At 36.0% G+C, this 21,934-nt stretch carries 22 protein-coding genes; 9 read left to right on the forward strand and 13 right to left on the reverse strand.

Features of this window, described 5'->3' with window-relative positions; all coding sequences use genetic code 11:
• Positions 1 to 4 precede the first annotated feature (4 nt).
• From ACN1CN_RS07540 to ACN1CN_RS07570, 7 genes are all read left to right on the forward strand, one after another.
• Positions 5 to 739: a CsgE family curli-type amyloid fiber assembly protein gene (locus ACN1CN_RS07540; protein ID WP_291285145.1), complete on the forward strand. Its 735-nt coding sequence runs from the start codon at positions 5 to 7 to the stop codon at positions 737 to 739.
• 88 nt (positions 740 to 827) lie between these two features.
• Complete coding sequence (locus tag ACN1CN_RS07545) at positions 828 to 1,271, forward strand: curli assembly protein CsgF (RefSeq protein WP_264523332.1); 444 nt, start codon at positions 828 to 830, stop codon at positions 1,269 to 1,271.
• A 60-nt stretch (positions 1,272 to 1,331) separates the two neighbouring features.
• Positions 1,332 to 2,708, forward strand: coding sequence for a CsgG/HfaB family protein (locus ACN1CN_RS07550; RefSeq protein ID WP_264523333.1), 1,377 nt, complete (start codon positions 1,332 to 1,334; stop codon positions 2,706 to 2,708).
• An 87-nt stretch (positions 2,709 to 2,795) separates the two neighbouring features.
• A complete protein-coding gene (locus ACN1CN_RS07555) occupies positions 2,796 to 4,283 on the forward strand; it encodes a carboxypeptidase regulatory-like domain-containing protein (protein WP_419135209.1) in 1,488 nt (495 codons plus the stop codon).
• A gap of 156 nt (positions 4,284 to 4,439) precedes the next feature.
• Positions 4,440 to 5,618 (forward strand): AIR synthase related protein, encoded by a 1,179-nt coding sequence (locus ACN1CN_RS07560; RefSeq protein ID WP_291285141.1) that lies wholly within the window; start codon positions 4,440 to 4,442, stop codon positions 5,616 to 5,618.
• A gap of 189 nt (positions 5,619 to 5,807) precedes the next feature.
• Entirely contained in the window at positions 5,808 to 6,164 is a 357-nt protein-coding gene (locus ACN1CN_RS07565) for a hypothetical protein (RefSeq protein ID WP_419135210.1), read from the forward strand.
• A gap of 99 nt (positions 6,165 to 6,263) precedes the next feature.
• On the forward strand, positions 6,264 to 6,869 hold the full coding sequence (locus ACN1CN_RS07570; protein WP_419135211.1) for a GNAT family N-acetyltransferase: 606 nt from the start codon (positions 6,264 to 6,266) through the stop codon (positions 6,867 to 6,869).
• A gap of 501 nt (positions 6,870 to 7,370) precedes the next feature.
• Here ACN1CN_RS07570 and ACN1CN_RS07575 read toward each other — a convergent pair.
• On the reverse strand, positions 7,371 to 7,994 hold the full coding sequence (locus ACN1CN_RS07575) for a M949_RS01915 family surface polysaccharide biosynthesis protein (RefSeq protein WP_419135212.1): 624 nt from the start codon (positions 7,992 to 7,994) through the stop codon (positions 7,371 to 7,373).
• 176 nt (positions 7,995 to 8,170) lie between these two features.
• Here ACN1CN_RS07575 and ACN1CN_RS07580 point away from each other — a divergent pair, with 176 nt between their 5' ends.
• Together ACN1CN_RS07580 and ACN1CN_RS07585 are read left to right on the forward strand one after the other, a co-directional pair.
• A complete protein-coding gene (locus ACN1CN_RS07580) occupies positions 8,171 to 10,498 on the forward strand; it encodes a GH92 family glycosyl hydrolase (RefSeq protein WP_419135213.1) in 2,328 nt (775 codons plus the stop codon).
• Positions 10,499 to 10,667: 169 nt separating this feature from the next.
• Positions 10,668 to 11,114 (forward strand): hypothetical protein, encoded by a 447-nt coding sequence (locus ACN1CN_RS07585; RefSeq protein ID WP_419135214.1) that lies wholly within the window; start codon positions 10,668 to 10,670, stop codon positions 11,112 to 11,114.
• 223 nt (positions 11,115 to 11,337) lie between these two features.
• Here ACN1CN_RS07585 and ACN1CN_RS07590 read toward each other — a convergent pair whose 3' ends face one another.
• The 12 genes from ACN1CN_RS07590 to ACN1CN_RS07645 form a co-directional block, all read right to left on the reverse strand.
• Positions 11,338 to 11,652 carry a GIY-YIG nuclease family protein gene (locus ACN1CN_RS07590; RefSeq protein ID WP_419135215.1) on the reverse strand — a complete coding sequence of 105 codons (315 nt, stop codon included), beginning with the start codon at positions 11,650 to 11,652 and terminating at the stop codon, positions 11,338 to 11,340.
• A gap of 434 nt (positions 11,653 to 12,086) precedes the next feature.
• Positions 12,087 to 13,946 carry a peptidase M61 gene (locus ACN1CN_RS07595; RefSeq protein WP_419135216.1) on the reverse strand — a complete coding sequence of 620 codons (1,860 nt, stop codon included), beginning with the start codon at positions 13,944 to 13,946 and terminating at the stop codon, positions 12,087 to 12,089.
• A 101-nt stretch (positions 13,947 to 14,047) separates the two neighbouring features.
• Positions 14,048 to 14,326, reverse strand: coding sequence for a DUF2805 domain-containing protein (locus ACN1CN_RS07600; protein ID WP_173965611.1), 279 nt, complete (start codon positions 14,324 to 14,326; stop codon positions 14,048 to 14,050).
• 120 nt (positions 14,327 to 14,446) lie between these two features.
• Positions 14,447 to 15,274 (reverse strand): sterol desaturase family protein, encoded by an 828-nt coding sequence (locus ACN1CN_RS07605; RefSeq protein ID WP_419135217.1) that lies wholly within the window; start codon positions 15,272 to 15,274, stop codon positions 14,447 to 14,449.
• 125 nt (positions 15,275 to 15,399) lie between these two features.
• Positions 15,400 to 15,642, reverse strand: coding sequence for a GlsB/YeaQ/YmgE family stress response membrane protein (locus tag ACN1CN_RS07610; protein ID WP_419135218.1), 243 nt, complete (start codon positions 15,640 to 15,642; stop codon positions 15,400 to 15,402).
• A 32-nt stretch (positions 15,643 to 15,674) separates the two neighbouring features.
• A complete protein-coding gene (aqpZ, locus tag ACN1CN_RS07615; protein ID WP_264523345.1) occupies positions 15,675 to 16,382 on the reverse strand; it encodes an aquaporin Z in 708 nt (235 codons plus the stop codon).
• 29 nt (positions 16,383 to 16,411) lie between these two features.
• Entirely contained in the window at positions 16,412 to 16,768 is a 357-nt protein-coding gene (locus ACN1CN_RS07620) for a DoxX family protein (protein ID WP_419135219.1), read from the reverse strand.
• Between the two features lie 88 nt (positions 16,769 to 16,856).
• Positions 16,857 to 17,753, reverse strand: coding sequence for an EamA family transporter (locus ACN1CN_RS07625; protein ID WP_173965602.1), 897 nt, complete (start codon positions 17,751 to 17,753; stop codon positions 16,857 to 16,859).
• Positions 17,754 to 17,961: 208 nt separating this feature from the next.
• Complete coding sequence (locus tag ACN1CN_RS07630) at positions 17,962 to 19,104, reverse strand: peptidylprolyl isomerase (protein WP_419135220.1); 1,143 nt, start codon at positions 19,102 to 19,104, stop codon at positions 17,962 to 17,964.
• Positions 19,105 to 19,146: 42 nt separating this feature from the next.
• Complete coding sequence (locus ACN1CN_RS07635) at positions 19,147 to 20,223, reverse strand: peptidylprolyl isomerase (protein WP_264523348.1); 1,077 nt, start codon at positions 20,221 to 20,223, stop codon at positions 19,147 to 19,149.
• A 16-nt stretch (positions 20,224 to 20,239) separates the two neighbouring features.
• The gene (gene gldI, locus ACN1CN_RS07640; RefSeq protein WP_264523349.1) at positions 20,240 to 20,881 is read right to left on the reverse strand and encodes a gliding motility-associated peptidyl-prolyl isomerase GldI; all 642 of its coding nucleotides are present in this window, start codon (positions 20,879 to 20,881) and stop codon (positions 20,240 to 20,242) included.
• A gap of 8 nt (positions 20,882 to 20,889) precedes the next feature.
• Entirely contained in the window at positions 20,890 to 21,894 is a 1,005-nt protein-coding gene (locus tag ACN1CN_RS07645; protein WP_419135221.1) for a DHH family phosphoesterase, read from the reverse strand.
• Positions 21,895 to 21,934: the final 40 nt, after the last annotated feature.

A 21,934-nucleotide genomic window follows, 5' to 3' on the forward strand; every position in this document is an offset into this window, starting at 1 on the left:
TATCATGAAAAAGTATTGGAGCATATTGATTATTATTTTTGCTATTTTTTTTTCTGAATCTGGATTTTCTCAGGAAGTTCACATTGAAGTAAAAGCCAAAATAGAAGTAAAAGAAATAGAAAATTTACTTGCTATTACGGGAACTGCAGAAAACTTAAAATCGCAGTTTAAGAACATATCATATAAATTGACTGTATTTAAAAAAAACAAAAAAAACTCGAATAAATCAAATAATGCGCAGGACGGAAGAGTCACATTAGAACCGATTCAAAAAGTGGAACTTTCTAAAACGCAGGTTAATTTTACACCAGAAGATGAGATCATAATATTGCTATTGATTTATGATGAAAAAAATGAACTGATAGGCAAAGACCGTGTTGTTTTTGGAGAAGATAAAGTATCAGATACCGGAAAGTCAATTCCTGTAGATGGAATTGAAATGATCGGGATTGTTGCTAACGATACCAAAACAAAATTGGGGAATGATTTTTATGATTTTTTTTACGCACAATATTCAAAGCTAAGAATTAATACAACTAAAATCGTGACCGTTCAGGAGGAATTGACTTTTGGACGTACAACAAAAATTACTATTCTGGTAGATGGAGAAATAGTCGAAGAATTTATTTCACGTCCGGACGAAGATTTTTTAAAATACATGGCAGAATCTGCCGCATCGAAAGCATTTAAGTATTTTAAAGACATCGAAAAACAGAATAAAATAATCACTCAGTATTAATAAATAACTCAATATTAATAATCGAGAAGTAATTTTTGTAGAGGAGTTTTTCTTTTTTTTTTAATGTAGGAAACTAAATAACAGCAATATGAAAAATTTAATTTCATTCGTATTTGTGTTGGGTTTTTGCACCGTTTCTTTTGCACAGGATCTTGCTTATAAGCCTATAAATCCGGCTTTTAGCGGTGGTGAAACTTTTAATTATCAATGGATGCTTAGTTCTGCACAGGCACAAAATGATTATAAAGAAGACAATACAAACGGATATAAGCAGCCAACAGATCTGGAGCGTTTTAAAAGTACTTTAAATAACCAATTGCTCAATCGAATTTCAAATTCATTATTTGAAGGTCAATTTGGGTCAGGTACAGGTTCTGGCGGTGGTACTGGCGGTGGCCAAGGACTTACTCCGGGTAATTATGTATTCGGAACGCTGTCTGTGGATATTTACAATTCTAACTTAGGAATGGTTGTCAATATTCTGGATATAGAAACTGGCGAGCAAACGCAAGTTATTATACCGGGTAAATAGTCTGGTATTCGATTTTTATAAAAAGTAAGTTCATGTTTTATTATTAAAAAATAACTAATTATGAATAAAACTCTCCTTTTTCTACTGTTAATAACCTGCCTACTCTTCTCAGGATGTGGCGCTTATTTTAATCAACCCGTAGGAGTTCAGAAAGCTGTTTTTGGAGAAAACACTTCTGCAACTGAACACTTAGTCGATATGCCAAAACCAAAAGAACAGATTGTGGTGGGCGTGTATAAATTTAAAGACCAGACAGGTCAATACAAAGCGACGGAAGTTGGAAGCACATTTAGCACAGCAGTTACTCAGGGTGCTACATCTATTTTAATAAAAGCACTTCAAGATTCAAAATGGTTTGTTCCTATAGAACGTGAGAATCTGGGAAATTTATTAAACGAACGAAACATTATCCGGTCTACACGTCAGGAATATGAAGCAAAAAAAGAAGGCAGTGAAGCAGTATTGACGCCTTTACTTTTTGCGGGAGTTTTATTAGAGGGCGGTATTATTTCTTATGACACCAATATTATTACCGGAGGTTTTGGAGCCCGATATTTTGGCGCCGGAGGTTCTACGCGATACAGACAAGATCGGGTTACGGTATATCTAAGATTGGTTTCCACCTCAAATGGAAAAATACTAAACACGGTTTACGTTTCTAAGACCATCTTATCACAAAGTATAGACGCCAGTTTATTTCGATACGTAAATCTAAATCGACTTTTGGAAGTAGAAACCGGTTTTACCAGAAATGAACCCATTCAGCTGGCAGTTACCGAAGCCATAGAAAAAGCCGTTGAAGGTCTTATTGTAGAAGGAATCAAAGACAAGCTTTGGGAAGTGAATGCGCCTCAAAATCAAATCGATAATTTTGTATCAGCCTACGATAAAGAAAAAAGCGAAGCCGATCTGGCCCAATTATACGATAGAAATTTAGAAGGTAAAAGAGGCCGTTTTGGTATAGAGATTTCCGGTGGAACAACTATTATACAAGGCGATTATAAAAGTCCTGAGCCGCGTCCAATGGCCAGAGGGGCTGTGAAATATTTTTTCACTCCGGCTTTTAACATAAGCGCTTCAACCAATGTATTCAAAATTCAGAATAAAGGAAAAGACGATTTGGGGTATATATCTACAGATCTCAATCTCGAATGCACCATATTACCTCGTGATATTCTGACGCCCTTTATTTATGGGGGTTACGGATTTGAATTTAATAAGGACTACAAAAATTTCCATAGTAAAGTTCAATTTGGAGGTGGTGTCGAATATATGGCTACCAGTCAGTTAGGAGTAAAATTATTCGCAGAATATAATATGGCCTTTAGCGACAATGTCGATTATATCGTAAGAGGTAAAAGAGATGATTATTACTGGAAACTTGGTTTGGGACTCACTTATTACTTCCCAAAAAGTTTCAAGCATAAGAAAAAATAGTTCGGCAGTATAATGCCAAAGAGCGATATTTTTTCAATAAAAAATAGAGAAAAAAGTCAAGATAAGTTTAACCAAATCAAGACCGCAATGAAAATAGGACTAAAAATATTGATATGCTTTATGCTTTTGATTTCTTGTAGTGAAGATCAAGTCGATGAAACAGGAACGGGAGCAATAAAAGGAAGAGTAGTAGATGCGCGAACATATGAAGGAATAGAAAACGCACGTATTTCTTCAAGCCCAACTACGAGTACCGTATTTTCGGATAAAGACGGATATTTCGAGATCGATAAAATAACATTGGGAAAATATTCTTTTCAGGCCCAAAAAGATGGTTTTACTGCCAGATTTGAACCTGCCACTGTTGAGAAAGACATAACAGCTCAGATTATTTTTGAGTTACAAGTCTCTACCGCCAATAACAAACCACCAGATGTTCCCGTACTAACCGCACCGGCAGACAATGCCACAGCACAGCCACTGACCGTAGATTTAACCTGGACAGCAAAAGATCCGGAATCAGATCCGATGACGTATACCGTTACGGTGAAAAACGGAACAACAGACGAAACTAAAACCTATGCCAATCTAAAAGAGACAAAACTTAACATTTCAGGTTTAAGTTTTAGCACAAAATACTATTGGCAGGTAACCGTAGACGATGGAATTAACAAACCCATAAATAGTGTCACAAACTCCTTTACGACTTTAGCATTTCCAAATCCGAGATATTTGTATGTTAAAAAAGTAAAAAATAACAATGTCATTTATACAGCCGATGAAGCCGGAAACGAAGTTCAATTATCCTCTGCCGAAGTAAACAGCTACAGACCGAGAAAAAATTTAAGCATCAACAGAATTGCTTATATAAGTTCTGACGGATCATTAAATCAAATATTTACCATGAATCCGGATGGTACTGATGTCAAAAAAATTACAAACTTTATACCGATAGCAGGATTTAATATGGAGTATGTTAATTATTGCTGGAGCACCAATGGAAGACAAATTATTTATCCAAATTTTGACAGATTGTATCGCATTGATTCTGACGGATCGGGATTGGTTCAATTGTTTAAAACGCCAAACGGAAAATTCATCTCAGAATGTGAATGGAGTCAGGATGGGTCACAAATTGTACTTAAAGTAAATGATATGTCGGGATACGGTGTTGAGATATATGTTATCAATACCGCTGGTGATGTATTGTATCAGGTGCTTTCCGGAGTAACGGGTGGCGCAAGTGGTATTAGTATTTCTGTAGACAATAGTAAAATTGCCTATACCAGAGATATTTCAGGATTCGAAAATTCGACTTACAGACGATTAGACTCCAGAATATTTATTTACACAGTCGTGGATAATACTTCAACCGAATTGGCAAGTCAAAAACCAAATGGATTTAATGATTTCGATGTAAAATTCTCTCCAAATGAAGCGGAGCTGATTTATGTCAATACATCAAATGATGGTTTATCAGCCAACACTATACAAAAAGTTACTATTTCGAGCAGCAATAGTAATGGTTCCCGAACAACACTGTTTCAGAACGCCTCAATGCCGGATTGGAGGTAAAAAAGTAAAAACTCAATTTTTGATAACCAATTTTATTGAAAAAAATCGGCAGTGCCTAAAAGCTTGCCGTTTTTTTTTGCGAATCAGACATACGAATCAATCAAAGAATTAAAAAAAGGGATTATCTTTGCACCACATCAACACAAACTAAGTTACATGAGTTCAGATTCTAGCAAAAGGTACGCACAAAGAGGTGTTTCGGCATCAAAAGAAGACGTACACAACGCCATAAAAAATATTGATAAAGGTTTATTCCCGCAGGCATTTTGTAAAATTGTACCTGATTATTTAACACAAGATCAGGAGCACTGTTTGATTATGCATGCCGATGGTGCCGGTACAAAATCATCATTAGCCTATATGTACTGGAAAGAAACCGGAGATATTTCAGTTTGGAAAGGAATTGCTCAGGATGCTTTAATCATGAATATTGATGACTTATTGTGCGTAGGAGCAACCGATAATATCTTGCTTTCGTCAACAATTGGAAGAAACAAAAACTTAATTCCGGCTGAGGTCATTTCGGCGATCATCAATGGTACCGAAGAATTAATCAACGAATTAAAATCTTTTGGAGTAACCATTCATTCAACAGGAGGCGAAACTGCCGATGTGGGTGATGTTGTTCGTACTATTATTGTCGATTCTACGGTAACTGCTCGTATGAAACGCAGTGATGTCGTAGATAATGCCAACATAAAAGCAGGCGACGTAATTGTTGGATTGGCTTCTTTTGGTCAGGCTACTTACGAAAAAAGCTATAACGGAGGGATGGGAAGCAACGGATTAACTTCTGCACGTCATGACGTTTTCGGAAAATACCTTGCGGCAAAATATCCGGAAAGTTACGATGCAGCTGTACCCGAAGAATTAATCTATTCAGGTCAGGTAAATTTAACCGATGCTGTCGAAAACAGTCCAATAAATGCAGGGCAGTTGGTGCTTTCTCCAACCAGAACGTATGCGCCAATCATCAAGAAAATATTGGATACTTATACACCAAATGATATTCACGGAATGGTGCATTGCAGTGGAGGAGCTCAGACTAAGATTTTACATTTCGTTCAGAACTTACATATTATAAAAGACAATTTATTTCCGGTTCCGCCATTGTTCCAGTTAATTCAGGAGCAATCTAAAACCGATTGGAAAGAAATGTACCAGGTTTTCAATTGCGGTCACCGTATGGAAATTTATGTTCCTGAAAACATTGCACAAGATATTATTGCAATTTCAAAATCATTTAATGTAGACGCACAAATTGTTGGTAGAGTAGAAGCAGCAACTGCTAAAAAACTTACCATTACCAGCGAATACGGAACATTCGAATATTAATATTTTTTGAGATACTAAGATACAAAGGTTCTGAGTTGCAAAGGTTTTTATGCTGGAGTTTATCACAGAACCTTTTTTTATTAATCATTGGCTTTTTTAGAAGCTAATCCCGCTATTCGTTATAATCTTTTGTGCCGAACCCCGTCACAAAAGGATTTTCACTTCTATCGGGGCTAAAAACATCAAATCATGTACGAATTACTTTTTTGGAGATATTTAGAAGAGGTTTATTTAAACCATCATGAAGTTTATGAAGCCCTTGTGGAAAAAGAAGAAGTAGAAGGTCTTGAGATCCTTCCCGTTGAAGTTATCTTAAACCGAATCAACTCGGTTTTTTCTCAATGGGAGAGAGTGGACGAAAACAGCTGGAAAAACAACGGAGGAAAAGGGGCTTTTCAGGTCATTACGACACCACAAAGTATCAAAATTGATTGTTACGGAACCGAAGGAAAAACGATGAACAAACTGGTCTCTTTGATGGAAGAATTCAAATGTCCGTTATACGATCCGCAAGTTCCGGAGCGTTATGACGAAATGAGTGAATAGAATTAGTGTTTTTATGATGGCCAATTTCTCCGAAAAATTTCATACACTTCTCTAATAGCTTTTTCATAAAATCAAGCCGCACATCACAAAAAAGATTCCATGACAACATCAAATTTTAATTTCTCCGATACTATAATTTTAGAAGACGATTCCGTTTTATTGCGCCCTTTACAAGAATCTGATGTCGATAACTTATTGGAAATTTCGATCAACGAACCGGAAACCTGGAAGTACTCACTCGTAGGTGCAGATGGAAAAGAAAATCTGATCAAATACATTCAGCTGGCAATAAAAGCACGCGAAAATCAAAAAGAATTTCCGTTCATCGTTTTTGATAAAAAAACTCAAAAATATGCAGGTTCAACTCGTTTCTACGATATGAATCTCGAATATAAAACACTTCAGTTAGGATTCACCTGGTACGGATCGGCATTTAGAGGTACCGGACTGAACAAACATTGTAAATTTTTATTGCTACAATTTGCCTTCGAAACACTTGGTATGGAACGAGTAGAATTTCGTGCCGATAATAATAACGAACGCAGTATTGCTGCGATGAAAAGCATCGGCTGTAAAGTCGAGGGGGTTTTAAGAAGTCATATGCCAACCGCAAATAGTGATGTTCGTCGTGATTCCATTGTTTTAAGTATTTTAAGAAACGAATGGTTTGATGAGGTAAGAGAAAATTTAAAGCGTAAGCTTTAAACAGAGGCGCTAGCCTCGATTCATTTGGTACAGCCAGATTTTAATCCGGTTAAAACGGAATGGGAAGAAAAGAGGAACCGTCGGTTCGCCCTATTTTAAAAAACCATTGTGGATTTGTAATTTCTCTAAAAAAATAAAATCTGTCGTCATAATATGTGCCGTTCCTACGGAACTCTTGGGTGGGATGCATTATTTTACAACGGATTAAAATCCGTTGCTACAATATGTTTCGTTCCTACGGAACTCCTAAACAGAACATCTAGTTTTGTAATAAATGAAGATACTTCGCTAAGAAAAGATTTTTTTGATGAGGTAAGAGAAAAAAGCGTAAGCTTTTAAAAAAGAGGCGCTAGCCTCGGCCCATATTGTAGGGTCGGATTTTAATCCGGTCAAAACGTAATGGAAAGAAAAGAAGAACCATCCGGTTCGACCCATATTATTAACAGAATTTAAGAATAGAATTCATTAGAATTTTAAAATTTGGGGTTTCCCATTTAATTTCTAACCGTCTTTCAAAATTAAATTTTGTTCTTTTCTAAGTTTGACAACCAATTGATCAATATGCGTTTTTATTTTTTGCGGTAAAGAATTCCAATTACTGTCTTTTTTAAAACTTCTGCAATAATCCAGATCACATTCTACGGCGCGAATCACATACTTTTTGTTTTGGTATACCGTAATAATTTTGACACGTCTTATTTCATTGTACTCTGTTTTTGTACCGTAAACGATTACGGGATCGATATATCCGTCTCCGTCAAGATCTTTGGTACTGCTGTATTTTGTCCAGAACCAGATATTTGTTTCTTTGGGATCATAATCTTCCAGTAAATCATTGATTCGCCATTTTTCAAGAAAACCTCCATGATCATTAAGGACATAAATGGCCTGTATTTTTGTATTTAAAGTGTCATTTTGGGTGATTGTTTTTTGATTTTCGCAGAATAGCAACTCATAAACACCACCTTTATCGGAACATTCGAAGGCTTTATAGATTGGAAAATCAGAAAGATTGTTGAGTTCTCTTTGAGTGATTTCTTTTTTTGTCAGTCTGTGGCTTTCTATTTTTTGTGCAAAACTGAATGTACTATAAAAAAGAATCCACAATAAAATATATTTTTTCATGTATGTTATGACATTTTACAGAATCAAAGATATTTAAAAGCTTTTGAGAACGGATCATTTTATATTTTTTAAAAAGCATATTTTGTTGTATTTTTCAAATCTGAAAGTATTGGTAAATCGATTTAGTAGATGCCAGATACTGCTTTAAGCAAAAAATAATCATTAAAAGAAAACTAATGAATAGAATAAATTGTAAAAATTTTGTTTTTGGATTATCCTTTTTAATATTTGGTTGTACTGTAAATGCTCAGAAAAAAACGCCTGAAAAACGAGATCTGATTCAGTACGTTGATCCTATGATTGGGACAGCTAAAATGGGACATACCTATCCTGGCGCAACAGTTCCGTTTGGAAGTGTGCAGTTAAGTCCTGAAACTGATACTATAGCTTACAGTACAAATGGAAAATACAACGGAGAGGTCTATAAATATTGTGCGGGATACCAATATGAAGATAAAACAATCGTAGGATTTAGTCACACTCATTTTAGCGGGACAGGACATTCTGATTTAGGCGACTTTCTAATTATGCCCACTACAGGAAAGTTACAATTGAATCCGGGTATTGCTTCAAAACCATTATCGGGTTACCGATCGGCATTTTCTCATACTACCGAAAAAGCAGAGCCAGCCTATTACAGTGTGCTTCTGGAAGACCATAAAATCAAAGCCGAACTAACAGCCACCACACGTGTAGGAATGCATCAGTACACCTTTCCAAAGTCGGATGAAGCTCATGTGATTTTGGATTTGACTTCCGGAATTTACAATTATGATAAAAAAAATGTATGGACTTTTGTTCGTGTAGAAAATGATACTTTGATTACGGGTTACCGCCAGACGAACGGCTGGGCGAGAACCAGAACGGTTTATTTTGCGATGAGCTTTAGTAAGCCTATAAAAAGCTACGGTCAGGCGGCATCAGAAAAAAGCGTGTACAGAGGTTTTTGGGGTAGGTTTGATCAGACGAAAAACTTTCCCGAAATGGCAGGTCAGAACTTAAAGATATTTTTTGATTTTAACACGGAAGAAGGAGAAAAAATTAAAATAAAAATGGCTTTATCACCTGTAAGTTCTGCCGGTGCACTTGAAAATATGAAAAAAGAAATTCCGGGCTGGGATTTCGAAAAAGTAAAAAAACAAAGCCAGGAAGTCTGGAACAACGAGTTGAATAAAATTCAGATTGAAACCATTCAGAAAGAAGATTTGGTGAATTTTTACACAGCGATGTACCACGCCTTTTTAGGACCAACGGAATACATGGATTTAGACGGGAACTACAAAGGTTTGGATATGAACGTTCATAAAGCCGAAAACTTTAAAAATTACACCAGTTACTCGTTGTGGGATACCTACCGTGCTTTGCACCCGTTATTCAACTTATTACAGCCGGGTCGAAACTCGGATATGATTAGTTCTATGCTGGCACATTCAGATCAAAGTGTGCATAAGATGTTGCCTATCTGGTCGCATTATGCCAATGAAAACTGGTGTATGATCGGCTATCATTCCGTTTCTGTAATTGCGGATGCGATTGTAAAAGGCAATACAAATTTTGATGCTGAAAAAGCACTTCAGGCTTGTGTGAACACTGCAAAAGTACCTTATTATGACGGATTGGAATATTATATGACAAAAGGTTATGTGCCTGAAGACAAAAATGGTGCTTCGGTTTCAAAAACATTGGAATATGCTTATGATGACTGGGCGATTGCGCAGGCAGCAAAAAAGTTAGGCAAAACAGAAATTTATAAAGAGTTCATCGAAAGATCTAAAAATTATAAAAATGTTTACGATGCTAAGACGGGGTTTATGCGTCCAAAGTTAAATGACGGAACTTTTAAGAAAGAATTTGATCCGCTGGATACACACGGACAGGGTTTTATTGAAGGAAATTCATGGAATTACAGTTTGTATGTACCACAGGATCCCGCCGATATGATCAAATTGATGGGAGGGAATGAGAAGTTTAAAGTTCGCTTGGATTCTTTGTTTAACATGCATTTACCGGACAAATATTTTGAAAACACAGAAGACATTACAAGAGACGGAATCATCGGGAACTATGTTCATGGAAACGAACCTTCTCATCATGTCGTTTATTTGTACAATTGGACAAATTCACCATGGAAAGCTCAGGATAAAATCAGGATGATCCTGAAAAAAATGTACCGAAACGGAGCCGACGGTTTGGGAGGAAACGATGATTTTGGGCAAATGAGTGCCTGGTATATTTTTAGCAGTTTAGGGTTTTATCCTGTTGCTCCGGGCTCAGATGAGTATGCATTGGGAAGTCCGTTAGTGAAAAAAGCGATTTTTAATTTAGAGAACGGAAAGAAATTTGAAGTCGAAACGGTAAATCAATCCGATAAAAATGTGTTTGTGAATAAGGTGATTTTAAACGGAAAACAATTGGATAAGCCTTTTCTAAAACATTCGGAGGTGATAAACGGCGGAAAAATCACGTTTTATATGAGTGCCAAACCAAATAAGAAACAATATTAATTTTATATATGTCAGGCTGAGCGAAGTCGAAGCCCTCTTTTTCGTTATGAAGTTCCTTCGACTTCGCTCAGCCTTGCACTGTCTAATATTAAAATTTGAGAAAATTTGTGCAATTCATAGCGGAACAACAAGAAACTTCACGAAATTTGCACTTTAAATAAAAGTAAATATGAAAGTAAATCTAAAATCAGGAATTGATAAATTGCTTTTCGGAATGAAGCAGAATGACGTTACAGCTGCTTTAGGAAAGCCTGATAAAAATTATAAAGACGAAGATGATAATGTGATTTTTGTATACAATGCACAAAAAATCAGATTGACGTTTTATCAGGAAGAAGACCTGAAATTAGGTTATTTAGTAGCATCAAGCAACGATTTGGATGTTTTTGGTTTCAAATTAATCGGAAGAAAAATTGCTGATGTCAAGAAAGATCTGGCAACAAAAGGAATTACAAAATACAATCAGGAGACTTTTGATACTTTTGAAAATTACTTCAATGAAGACAATTGGTTCATTCTTCAAACAGAATTTGAGGAGGTTGTTAAGTTTGAAATTGGCGCAATCATCAACGATAAAGACGAATTTGACTGGAAATTTCCGGTGAAGAAGAAGTAGTTAAAAAGCTAAAGCATGAACATGTATTGTCAGACTGAGCGAAGTCGAAGTCCCACAAGCTAAACGGTGCTACTACTTAGTCTGATAATAATAGTTATAAAAAAACCGGCAAGTGATTGCCGGTTTTTTTATACAAGTATTTACGCCACTATTGTCATTCCGAAGAATGAGGAATCTCCACGAGTAACTCCGCAATGCATTGAATTGTAAAGCCTTTACCAGTCTATAGAAATAAGTAATCCAAAAAATCTAAATCCGGATTAATGGTTTTAATCAGTGCAATTTTCTTTTCTCTTCGCCAGCCTTTAATTTCTTTCTCTCGACGTATGGCTTCCTGGATCCAGGTAAATTTTTCATAATAGAGTAAAAATTCTACCTTATATCTTGATGCAAAAGTTTTTTTGCCTGTTATACAATTTTCCTTGTGCTGATTCAAACGAACTCTCAAGTTGTTGGTTACTCCGGTATAAAAGACCGTTCTTGATTTATTTGTTATGATATAAATATAGTATGTATGATATCCGTCTGCGTATTTCATAAAACTAAAGTAATAGTTTTAATTGATTTTTTATTATAAAAATGAAAGATTTTTCTTTCTTTTTTTTATTATGACGGAATAATTATACTATGTGGAGCTGCTTGTGGAGATTCCTCATTCTTCGGAATGACAAAATGATCAATAAAGAAACCGGCAAGTGATTGCCGGTTTTTTATTGTTTGAATTAAAAGAAAACGGCAATCATTTGTCGTTTTTTATTCAACTATTTACGCCACTATTGTCATTCCGAAGAATGAGGAATCTCCACGAGTAACTCCGCAATGCATTGAATTGAAAAAGCTTCACCAGCTTACATAAATGATTAATTACACAAGTTACTTATGAAGATTCCTCATTCTTCGGAATAACAGTATAATCAATAAAAAAAACCGACAATCACTTGTCGGTTTTTTTATTATTTGGATAAAAAGAGATTAACCTTTTAACCATGCATTTTTAAGTTTCTCTTTTGAAGTATCAGTTGCTTTAAAAGTTTCTTTTTCTTCAAATGGTACTTTCACTGTTCCTTTGATGGTTTGTTCAGCACCTGCACGTTTGATTTTAACGGTAATAGGATCATTTTCTTTCCAGTTTTCACTTTCCCCGATCAAATCATAAATATTGTCTAAATTGTAGGTCTTATCGTTTACCGAAAGGATTATATCACCAGCTTTTAGATTCAAATTGGAAAAGAATACATTTAGGTCGATGTTAGAACGAACGTTTATCGCTTTAGTAGCTTTGTCAACTCCAATGTAAGGAGCCTGGCCTTTGATGAAAATTGATCCCGGAACTTTTTCAGAGGCTTTGGTAACACCAACTTTGGCCAAATAAAAGTCATAAGGAATAGGAGTAGTGCCAGCCACATATTTGTTAAGGAATTCACCAACTTCAGGATAAGTCAATTCAGTTACTTTAGCAAAAAGCTCGTTATCGTTAAATGGTTTTTCAACACCGTATTCGCTTGCTAATTTGTGCATTATATCCAGAATTCCTCTTTCGCCATTGCTTTTTTCTCTGATGATAATGTCAATACACATCCCGATCAAAGCACCTTTTTGATATACATTTAAGTATTGGTCTTTATAAGGCTGATCCAATACATTTTTACTCATTACAGTAAACGACATGGTATCGTTTAAACGTTTAGACTGCTCAATTTTATCGGCAATACGGGTGTAAAATTCAGCCTCGTTAATCAACCCCTGATTGATTTGAAACAGGTTGGCGAAATATTCGGTTACCCCTTCATACATCCATAAATGCTCTGACATTTTTGGTGCATTGTAATCAAAAAACTGAATTTCTTTAGAGTGAATCGTTAACGGAGTTACAATATGAAAAAACTCGTGAGAAACTACATCTTTCATAGATTCTACCAGTTTTTCTTTAGGCATAGATTCCGGTAAAACAACTGTTGTAGCGGTTGGATGTTCCAATGCTCCAAAACCGTGGGCATCATCCTTAGCCATACTTGACAGATACAAAAGAACAGTATACTTTTTGTTAGCATTTACTTTGCCTAAAAAGTTCTTTTGAGCCGTCATCATCGTTTTCATTTCCGGAGTGATACTTTCGGCAGTAAATTTCCCTGTTGGAGAATAAACGGCGATTAAAATATCCATTCCGTTTACGTTGAATGTCGTATAATCAGGTTTAGAGTACATGATTGGATTTTCGACTAAAACTGCATAGCGCGAAGTAGTGAAAACATCACTTGTTTTGCTTGCATCCTCATCGGTCATAGAAGTTGCTCCCCAAAGGGTTTCCGGGTGAGTAATGGTAACTTTATATGGAATTTCAAGTTTGTCTTTAAAATAACCTACAAAACCATGTGTGTTTACTAAGAAATTCACTCCGGCATTGATATTGGTACCAGCTGGAGAAAAGACGTCGTCATTTCCAAATCCTGTTCCTTTTTCAGTATCAAAAGTATCTCCTACTAAGTAAGTTATTTTTTGAAGCTTTTTAGCATCAGAAATCGACCAGGAGTTGTCATCAATTCTTTTTACGGCTAATGCATTTCCTTTGGCGTCAAAGGCTTTAAAATCGTCTGAAAACTTACCGTAGTTGTCCGTAGAATAAGTTCCAGGAACTGTTTTTGGGATGCTGTAAATTACCTCGTCCGTTTTGATTTTTGGAGGTGTTACCGTTACCAAAACTTTATCGTCTTTAACGTCTACAAGATTAATATTAACATCTACGACATTGCTTTTTGCGGCACCTGAAGGGCTCCCTGTTTTACAGCTCCAAAGTGTAACTGCGAGAGCTAGGGTGTAAAGTATTTTTTTCATTTCTTCATGTTTGGTTATTGCTATATGACTTACAAAAGGTAAAAAAGTTACATTTTGATTAAAAATAAAAAAAAAACTCCTGAATCTCAGGAGTTCTAATCTTAGTCTAGTTTATTCTTTATATAATATTTGCCATCCAAATCTTCGTCAAAATCGTCTATTTTAACTGGTTTTGGTTTTGGTTTATTTGCAATTGCCTTTTTTTTCCACATCTCAAATTTCTCAAGTGGCATTTTCTTTTTCATGATTTCCAGAACTTCTTTTTCTGCCAATCCAAATTCTTTTTTTATGATTTCAAATGGATTTTTTTCTTCTAAGGCTAACGAAACAACTTTTTCAGTTTGTTCCCAATTCAATTCTTTGCGGTTACTCTTTTTCATCACGTGAAAATTAATTCAAAATAGAGGTTAATGATTAATAGATTGATTTTCAATTTAAGTATCAATATTAATAAAAAAAATAATTAGTTGGTTCGATCAACGATATTTTTTTTACTGATTTTAACTGTTTTTTATGGATCTCGCTTTTTGAAACGGTATTTTTAATAAATTTTTGAGATTGTTGTTTTCTTCAACAGCCATATGGGTGTCTACGCCATAAATAATTTTGTCTTTGGGCAAGCTTGTAAAAGTCCCAAAAAGACGGTCCCAAACTGAAAAAATGTTCCCATAGTTGCTATCGGTATACGGAAGAACATAATGATGATGTACTTTATGCATGTTTGGGGAAACAATAAAATAACTCAGGAAAACATCTAATTTCTGAGGTAATGCGATATTAGCATGTGTAAATTGAGTGGAAATAACAGATAAGGTCTGGTAAAGAAAAACCATCCACATCGGACTTCCTACAATCAAAACACCAAGAGTGGTAAAGATAAACCGGATAATGCTTTCGCCCGGATGATGCCGATTTGCCGATGTAGTGTCGATCCAGGTATCGGTGTGGTGTACCAGATGAAAACGCCATAAAATTTTGAACCTGTGCTGTACATAATGGGCAAGATAAGCGCCAATTAAATCCAATAACAATAAACCAATTATGGTGTAAAGCCACAGCGGTAAAACAGGCAGCCATTGTAACAGTCCAAAGTTGTTCACGGTTGTCCAGTTGGCGGTTTTAATTAAGATAAAAGCCAAAACGAAATTGACAACAATAGTAGTGAAGGTGAGGAAAAAATTAATCCCGGCATGCTGCCATTTTCGATATTGCAGGTGAAACAAAGGAAAGGTATTTTCGATCAGCCAAAAGAAGGTGATTCCTCCCATGAGAATTAAACTTCTATGTGAAGACGGAATCGTACTGAAATAGGCAATAATGTCATTCATAAGAATAGAATAAAGTGATACGAAAAAAACGGAATTAAGTTACGGAAGTTTTACCAAAAAGAAAAGAGAAAACCGAATAGCAATTATTTGATTTTCTCTTTTAAAGTAAGTTATAAATAAATGTTTTACGCTTTTTTGATTAAGCTGATGATAAAAAGTAGCACCCAGGCTCCTCCAACCGCAATTATAATTTGCCATAGAAGTCCGCCACCGCCAATACTCAATCTACCGGCTATCCAGCCACCAATGATACCACCCACAATTCCTACGATGATATTACCCAATAATCCAAAACCTGCACCTTTCCATATCTGACCCGCAAGCCATCCGGATATTGCACCAATAAGTAAAAAATATAAAAATTCCATAGGATAAAATTTAAAAGTTAGTAATAAGTTGATTATGCTTCGGCATGATTTTGCAGTAATGTTTTATAAATAAATCCGGCTACAATTGCACCCAGAATAGGAGCTACCCAAAACAACCAGACTTGTGACAATGGCTCTCCGCCAACGAAAACAGCCTGAGATAATGATCTTGCAGGATTTACAGAAGTATTGGTAATTGGAATGCTGATTAAGTGTATTAAAGTCAATGCTAAACCAATAGCAATACCGGCAAATCTTCCGTTGGCAAATTTATCTGTAGCACCCAAAATTACCAATAAGAAAAACAGCGTAAGTACAAACTCAGCGATAAAAGCAGATTGCAAAGAATATCCGTCAGGTGAAAATGCTCCAAAACCATTTGAGGCAAAAGCTCCTGCTTTTGTATTATCGATTGCAAAACCGGCTTTTCCTGATGCAATGGTAAATAAAGTCCCGGCTGCGGCAGCTGCACCAACGCATTGCGCAACAATGTAAGGGATTAAATCTTTTGCAGGGAATCTGCCACCTGCCCATAAACCAAAGGAAACAGCAGGATTAAAGTGTCCGCCTGAGATATGTCCTACAGCATAAGCCATTGTTAGTACTGTTAAACCGAAGGCCAGAGCAACACCAGCAAATCCGATTCCTAAACTAGGAATTCCGGCAGCAAAAATTGCGCTTCCACAACCTCCAAAAACCAGCCAATAAGTTCCAAAAAATTCTGCAAATAATTTTTTCATAATAAATAGTTTTAATTAATAGTTGATTGTTAAAAAGTATATTGGTATGCCCATAAAATCAAGACAATCTGAATGGGCAAGCGTACAAACAAAATCCACTTGGGTAAACCAAAACTTGCTTTTTTATTCTGATACATGAAAAGATTGGCAGGAAATACAGCAATTAAAGTAGCTATAATTCCCCACGCACCAAAATGGGAAGTAGCAGGAATCATCAGAAGTATGCCGAAAAGGATTTCGGCAATTCCGCTTAAAGTATTTATTAATTTGGGGTTTGAAAAGAATGGGGGAATGATTCGAATGTACATTCCCGGTTTTCTAAAATGATTTAATCCGGCAATAATATAAAGCGACGCCATTAAATATAAATGCCAGGGTAAATTCATGATACAGGATTGTTTCTCACGAATTTATAAAAAAATTAACAATTATTGCATTACAAAGAGGCTTTTTTTTAGAGTGTTTCTAAATTAGCTAGTTTTTGCGTTTGAAATTTACATTCATAATAATAATGGCCAGGATGATTAAAACAATTCCAACCCATTGCAATAAGATTACTTCTTCGTCTAATAAAATGTAAGCCATAGTTACAGAAACCGGAAGTTCAAGTGCAGAAACGATACTTCCAAGACCAATTCCAGTTAATGGAAAACCTAAGTTCATTAACATTGGAGGAATGATGGTTCCGAATAAGGCTAGTATGATTCCCCATTTTGCAAAGATCGCAAGGTTAAAAGGAGTAACCTGTGTTACCAATGCAAACGAAAACACGATGATGGCACCTCCAAAAAGCATGTACAAACTACGTTGTGCCGATGAGATTTCGGTTGCAACGCGATTGGCTGTAAACATGGTTGTCGTGAAAGATACTGCAGCTAACATTCCCCAAACAAGACCTCTCCAGTCCAGTTCAATTTCATTGTGCAGAATATTAGTGGCTAAAACGGTACCGATAAGAACGATAAATACCGAAAAAACTTTTTGTCTCGAAGGTAATTTTTTTTCTAAGATCATTTCAAGTAAAACACCTATCCAAACCGTTTGCATCAATAAAACGATACCAATCGAAACGGGAATGTATTTTACAGCCAGGTAATAAAACAAACTGGTCATTCCTAAAGAAGTACCGGCAAGCATTAAACTGAATATATTTTTTGGAGTAGCTTTGACTACTTTGTCTTTGTGTTTTATTTTCTGAAACGTATTAATCAGCAAGATACCAATGATTCCCAATACAAATTGAGAGGTAGTTACTTCGGCGGTAGTGTATCCTTCTGTATAGGCCATTTTTACGAAAGTGGCTAACATTCCATAAGTAGTGGCTCCTAATGCTACTAAAAATACTCCTTTTAATACGTTGTTTTGTGACATTTTAATCTGTTTATTTTAAAAAATTTAAGCCGGCAAAGGTAAGCTATTTTGTTTAGGAATTAATATAAAATATTTATAAACGTTGAGATTGCGTTTATTTGGCTCTTTTCCTGAGGTTTAAAATTGAAGATTTAACATCTTTTGTAAAATAAAAAAACCACCAGAAATACATCGTGGTGGTTGATTTTAAGTCTGATAAAGTACTTTATTACTTTACAGGCTGTTCTTTATAAGTTTCGATTTCAAAGATCAAAGTTGCGTTTGGCGGAATTACTCCTCCGGCACCTTTTTCTCCGTAAGCTAAATTAGAAGGAAGAAAAAATATTGCTTTTTCTCCGTCTGTCATCATGTCTAAAGCTTCAATAAAACCAGGAATCATTCCGTCTTTTTTACCTACAACAAAAGGGAACGCTTTGTATCCTTTTTGAGCGTCGCGGTTGGCATCGTATTTACCATAAGCTTTTGCTACACCCGCAATACTGCTGTCAAAAAGATTTCCGTCTTCAAAATATCCTGCGTAGTGGAAGTAAATGTTAGAGCCTTCAGCACCTTTAACTCCGGTTCCTTTTTTAGTAACAACATATTTTAAACCTGAAGCTGTTGTAGTAGCTTTGGCTTTAGTAGCGGCAAAATAAGCTGCTTTTTCAGTGATTACTTTTTGAGATTCTGCTTTTTTGGCTTCCTGGCCTTTAGCATCCTCAGCAAGTACTTTTACAGCATCAAATTTTTTGGCTGCAGCACCTTTGCGCGTAATCGTAATTTTAGTCATAATATCGTCCTGAACAATCTTATTAACATTGTCCATTCCCGAAACGACATGACCAAAAATAGTATGTTTACCGTTTAACCACGGCGTATCTTTATGGGTGATGAAAAACTGACTTCCGTTTGTAGCAGGACCTGAATTCGCCATTGCTAAAACTCCGCCTTTTTCAAATTTTAATTCCGGTACAAATTCGTCTTTAAAAGCATATCCCGGACCTCCTGAACCATTTCCGTCAGGATCTCCACCCTGAATCATGAAATCATTGATTACTCTGTGAAATTTCAATCCGTCGTAAAAAGGTTTTCCTTTAAGTTTTTCAACTTTAACGTTAGGATTAGTTCCTTCTGCCAACGAAATAAAGTTCGCTACGGTTACCGGTGCTTTTACATATTCTAAAGAAAGCACGATGTCTCCTTTTGTAGTTGCTATGGTAGCAAAAATACCTTCGCCCGGATTAGCTTTAGGAGCTGCTTTGGCTGCTGTAGCTGTCGTTTTTGGCTTTGGTTTCGCAGCTGGTTTTTTTGTAGCCTGAGCCTGAATGTTTACTACAGCCAGACAAAATAAAAATAGAAATTTAAACTTCATGATGTTCTGAATTTAAGTCTAAGTTGGTTTCTTTTAAATAAATTATTGTGGTTTTTCTAATAATTGAATTTCGAAAATAATATTTGCATTTGGCGGGATTACTCCTCCTGCACCGGTTGCTCCATATGCCAGATGTGCCGGAATAAAAAGAACTGCTTTGTCTCCAAATGAAAGTTGTTCAATTCCTTCGATAAAGCCCGGGATCATTCCGTCTTTGCGGCCCGCCTGAAAAGGAATTGGCTGGTATCCGTTTGCTTCAGCTCTTGCAGCGTCAAATTTTCCAAAAGCTTTATTAACTTCTTCTACACTTGAATCAAATAAAGTTCCGTCTTCCAGAAAACCTGAATAATTAATGTATAATTGAGCTCCCGGAGCTGGTTTTTTACCTGTTCCTTTTTGAGTAATTACATATTCTAAACCTGAATTGGTTTTGGTTGCTTTAGGTTTTACAGAAGCTAAATACGCTACTTTTTCTTTTTGTACTCCGTTGTATTTGCTTTTTTCTTTAGCAATTTCAGAGAAATAATCGTGAAATACTTTTACTGCATCAAATTTTTTGGCAGCCTCACCGTTTCTGATGATTTTTACCGAAACAATTTTATCGTCCTGTTTGATTTGATTGACAACTTCTTGTCCTTTTTCAACAACATGACCAAAAATAGTATGTTTTCCGTCTAACCATGGAGTTTCAAGGTGAGTGATAAAAAACTGACTACTGTTGGTAGCCGGACCATTGTTTGCCATTGCCAAAACACCTGCTTTGTCAAATTTCAAATCGGTGATTTCATCTTTAAATCTATATCCTGCATCTCCGGAACCTGTTCCTTCAGGATCTCCCGTTTGAATCATAAAATTGTCAATAACCCTGTGAAATTTTAATCCGTCATAAAAAGGTTTGCCTTTAAGGTAATCTTTGGTTACAAACTCGCTTTTACCTTCGGCTAAGGTTACAAAATTAGCAACTGTAACAGGTGCTTTTTTATAATCTAATTCAACAATAATGTGTCCTTTATTGGTTTCAATATCGGCATATAAACCATCAGGTAAGTTGCTGTGTTCGTCTTTACAAGAGTATAATGAACTAACGGCAAGTAATACTAGTAGAATACTTTTTTTCATTTTTTAGCGGTTGTTTTTATGGGTTTAATGTATCTTTTTTAGTCTGAGTTACGGGTTTAGGAGCCGTTGTTTTAGGCGTTTGTGTGGCCGTTGTTGCTGGTGCAGCTGTCGGATCCGGTACAAAATTGCGAAGTGTAACGGTACACATTAAGGATTGATTTGGTCCTATTTTTTTGTTGTCTCCGTGATATCCGTATGCGATATGTGAAGGGAATAAGAAGGTCACGGTTTCATTTTTATGCATCATTTTGATACCATCGCGCAATCCCATCATAATGTCCTGCTTGTCTACATAATACGTCTGCGGACCAAGATCGGCTTCTGAGTAGATTATTTTACCGTTTATGTCTTTTACTTCCAGATTAAAATAAGCGATGTCGCCTTTTTTAGGAGTTTTTAGATCGGTTTCGTTTCGTTCGTCATAAAACAGCCAGTATCCTTTTCTGGTGGCATAGTATTTTGTTTTCGGATTGCTTTTGATTATTTTTTTGATAACATCCTCTTCATTGGCTACTAATTTTTTATTTCGATCGGCCGATTTTTTCATAAAAGTACCTGAAGCCTGAGAAATAGGTCTTCTCGCGTCTTCATGTTGTTTACAGCTAACCAATAAAACAGCAAAAAGTAGGGCGCAACTGCTTCGTTTTAAGTAGTTCATAATGTGGGTTATATTTTTAGTTTGTTTACTAAATCTTCAAATTTCTTCAAAGTTTCTTCCATCGAAACCTCTGATTTTCCTCCGGCTGCATTACTATGTCCGCCACCATTAAAATGATCTCTGGCAAACTGATTCACGTCAAATCCGCCTTGCGAACGGAAAGAGATCTTGATGATTTTCTCTTCTTTATTTTCGATAAAAATAGCAGTAAAAACAATACCTTTTATACTTAATCCATAATTAACAACACCTTCAGTGTCGCCTTTTACATAATTAAAAGCATCCAGTTCGTCCTGAGTAAGCGAAGTGTAAGACGTTTTGTGCTCTTCGAGAACTTTCATGTTTTGCAGCGCACGACCTAACAATTGCAAACGGCTGTACGAACTGTTGTCAAACAATAAAACCGGAATTTGTGTATTTTCAACTCCTAAATCAATTAGTTCTGCAATGATGCGGTGCGTATTTCCTGTTGTTCCCGGAAAGCGAAAAGAACCGGAATCCGTTAGTATTCCTGTGTAAATACAAGTGGCGATGGTTTTGTCTAAATCTTCTTTTTTACCTAAGAAAGAAATGAAGTTGTAAACCATCTCGCAGGTTGACCCAAAGGAAGTGTCCGAGTAGGTATACAGCGCATAATCATCCGGTTTTTGGTGATGATCGATCATGATAAACGGAGCGCTTAGCTTGGCTAAAGTATGTTCCATTTCACCGGTACGATGAAAGGCATTAAAATCGAGTGTAAAAATAAGCTCAGCTTCTTCTAATATTCGGGTACAGTTTTCTGTATCTTTTTCAAATATTTTAACTGTTTCAGAACCCGGAAGCCAGGCTAAAAAATCGGGGAAATCATTAGGAGCAATCACCGTTGGCTGATGATTGTTTTTTAATAAAAAATGGTATAAACCTAAGGTTGAACCCATAGCATCACCATCAGGACCTCTATGCGGAATGATAGCGATTTTCTTTGGGGTTGCGAGTAATAATTGTATCGCTTGAATATCTTGTATTTTCATAGTGTGCGAATTTACATTTTTTTAATGTAATGCTGAAATC

Origin of the sequence: Flavobacterium sp. T12S277 (assembly GCF_048514875.1) — a bacterium.
Classification (GTDB): Bacteria; Bacteroidota; Bacteroidia; order Flavobacteriales; family Flavobacteriaceae; genus Flavobacterium.

What these genes read in the sequence shown, in the direction of transcription:
- ACN1CN_RS07585 (WP_419135214.1), top strand. Translation starts at nt 10,668, where the DNA reads ATGAAAGTAAATCTAAAATCAGGAATTGATAAATTGCTTTTCGGAATG.
- aqpZ (WP_264523345.1), bottom strand. Translation starts at nt 16,382, where the DNA reads ATGAAAAAATTATTTGCAGAATTTTTTGGAACTTATTGGCTGGTTTTT.
- ACN1CN_RS07620 (WP_419135219.1), bottom strand. Translation starts at nt 16,768, where the DNA reads ATGAATTTACCCTGGCATTTATATTTAATGGCGTCGCTTTATATTATT.
- ACN1CN_RS07625 (WP_173965602.1), bottom strand. Translation starts at nt 17,753, where the DNA reads ATGTCACAAAACAACGTATTAAAAGGAGTATTTTTAGTAGCATTAGGA.
- ACN1CN_RS07600 (WP_173965611.1), bottom strand. Translation starts at nt 14,326, where the DNA reads ATGAAAAAGAGTAACCGCAAAGAATTGAATTGGGAACAAACTGAAAAA.
- ACN1CN_RS07635 (WP_264523348.1), bottom strand. Translation starts at nt 20,223, where the DNA reads ATGAAAAAAAGTATTCTACTAGTATTACTTGCCGTTAGTTCATTATAC.
- ACN1CN_RS07605 (WP_419135217.1), bottom strand. Translation starts at nt 15,274, where the DNA reads ATGAATGACATTATTGCCTATTTCAGTACGATTCCGTCTTCACATAGA.
- ACN1CN_RS07545 (WP_264523332.1), top strand. Translation starts at nt 828, where the DNA reads ATGAAAAATTTAATTTCATTCGTATTTGTGTTGGGTTTTTGCACCGTT.
- ACN1CN_RS07570 (WP_419135211.1), top strand. Translation starts at nt 6,264, where the DNA reads ATGACAACATCAAATTTTAATTTCTCCGATACTATAATTTTAGAAGAC.
- gldI (WP_264523349.1), bottom strand. Translation starts at nt 20,881, where the DNA reads ATGAACTACTTAAAACGAAGCAGTTGCGCCCTACTTTTTGCTGTTTTA.
- ACN1CN_RS07630 (WP_419135220.1), bottom strand. Translation starts at nt 19,104, where the DNA reads ATGAAGTTTAAATTTCTATTTTTATTTTGTCTGGCTGTAGTAAACATT.
- ACN1CN_RS07590 (WP_419135215.1), bottom strand. Translation starts at nt 11,652, where the DNA reads ATGAAATACGCAGACGGATATCATACATACTATATTTATATCATAACA.
- ACN1CN_RS07565 (WP_419135210.1), top strand. Translation starts at nt 5,808, where the DNA reads ATGTACGAATTACTTTTTTGGAGATATTTAGAAGAGGTTTATTTAAAC.
- ACN1CN_RS07580 (WP_419135213.1), top strand. Translation starts at nt 8,171, where the DNA reads ATGAATAGAATAAATTGTAAAAATTTTGTTTTTGGATTATCCTTTTTA.
- ACN1CN_RS07560 (WP_291285141.1), top strand. Translation starts at nt 4,440, where the DNA reads ATGAGTTCAGATTCTAGCAAAAGGTACGCACAAAGAGGTGTTTCGGCA.
- ACN1CN_RS07575 (WP_419135212.1), bottom strand. Translation starts at nt 7,994, where the DNA reads ATGAAAAAATATATTTTATTGTGGATTCTTTTTTATAGTACATTCAGT.
- ACN1CN_RS07645 (WP_419135221.1), bottom strand. Translation starts at nt 21,894, where the DNA reads ATGAAAATACAAGATATTCAAGCGATACAATTATTACTCGCAACCCCA.
- ACN1CN_RS07610 (WP_419135218.1), bottom strand. Translation starts at nt 15,642, where the DNA reads ATGGAATTTTTATATTTTTTACTTATTGGTGCAATATCCGGATGGCTT.
- ACN1CN_RS07550 (WP_264523333.1), top strand. Translation starts at nt 1,332, where the DNA reads ATGAATAAAACTCTCCTTTTTCTACTGTTAATAACCTGCCTACTCTTC.
- ACN1CN_RS07540 (WP_291285145.1), top strand. Translation starts at nt 5, where the DNA reads ATGAAAAAGTATTGGAGCATATTGATTATTATTTTTGCTATTTTTTTT.
- ACN1CN_RS07595 (WP_419135216.1), bottom strand. Translation starts at nt 13,946, where the DNA reads ATGAAAAAAATACTTTACACCCTAGCTCTCGCAGTTACACTTTGGAGC.
- ACN1CN_RS07555 (WP_419135209.1), top strand. Translation starts at nt 2,796, where the DNA reads ATGAAAATAGGACTAAAAATATTGATATGCTTTATGCTTTTGATTTCT.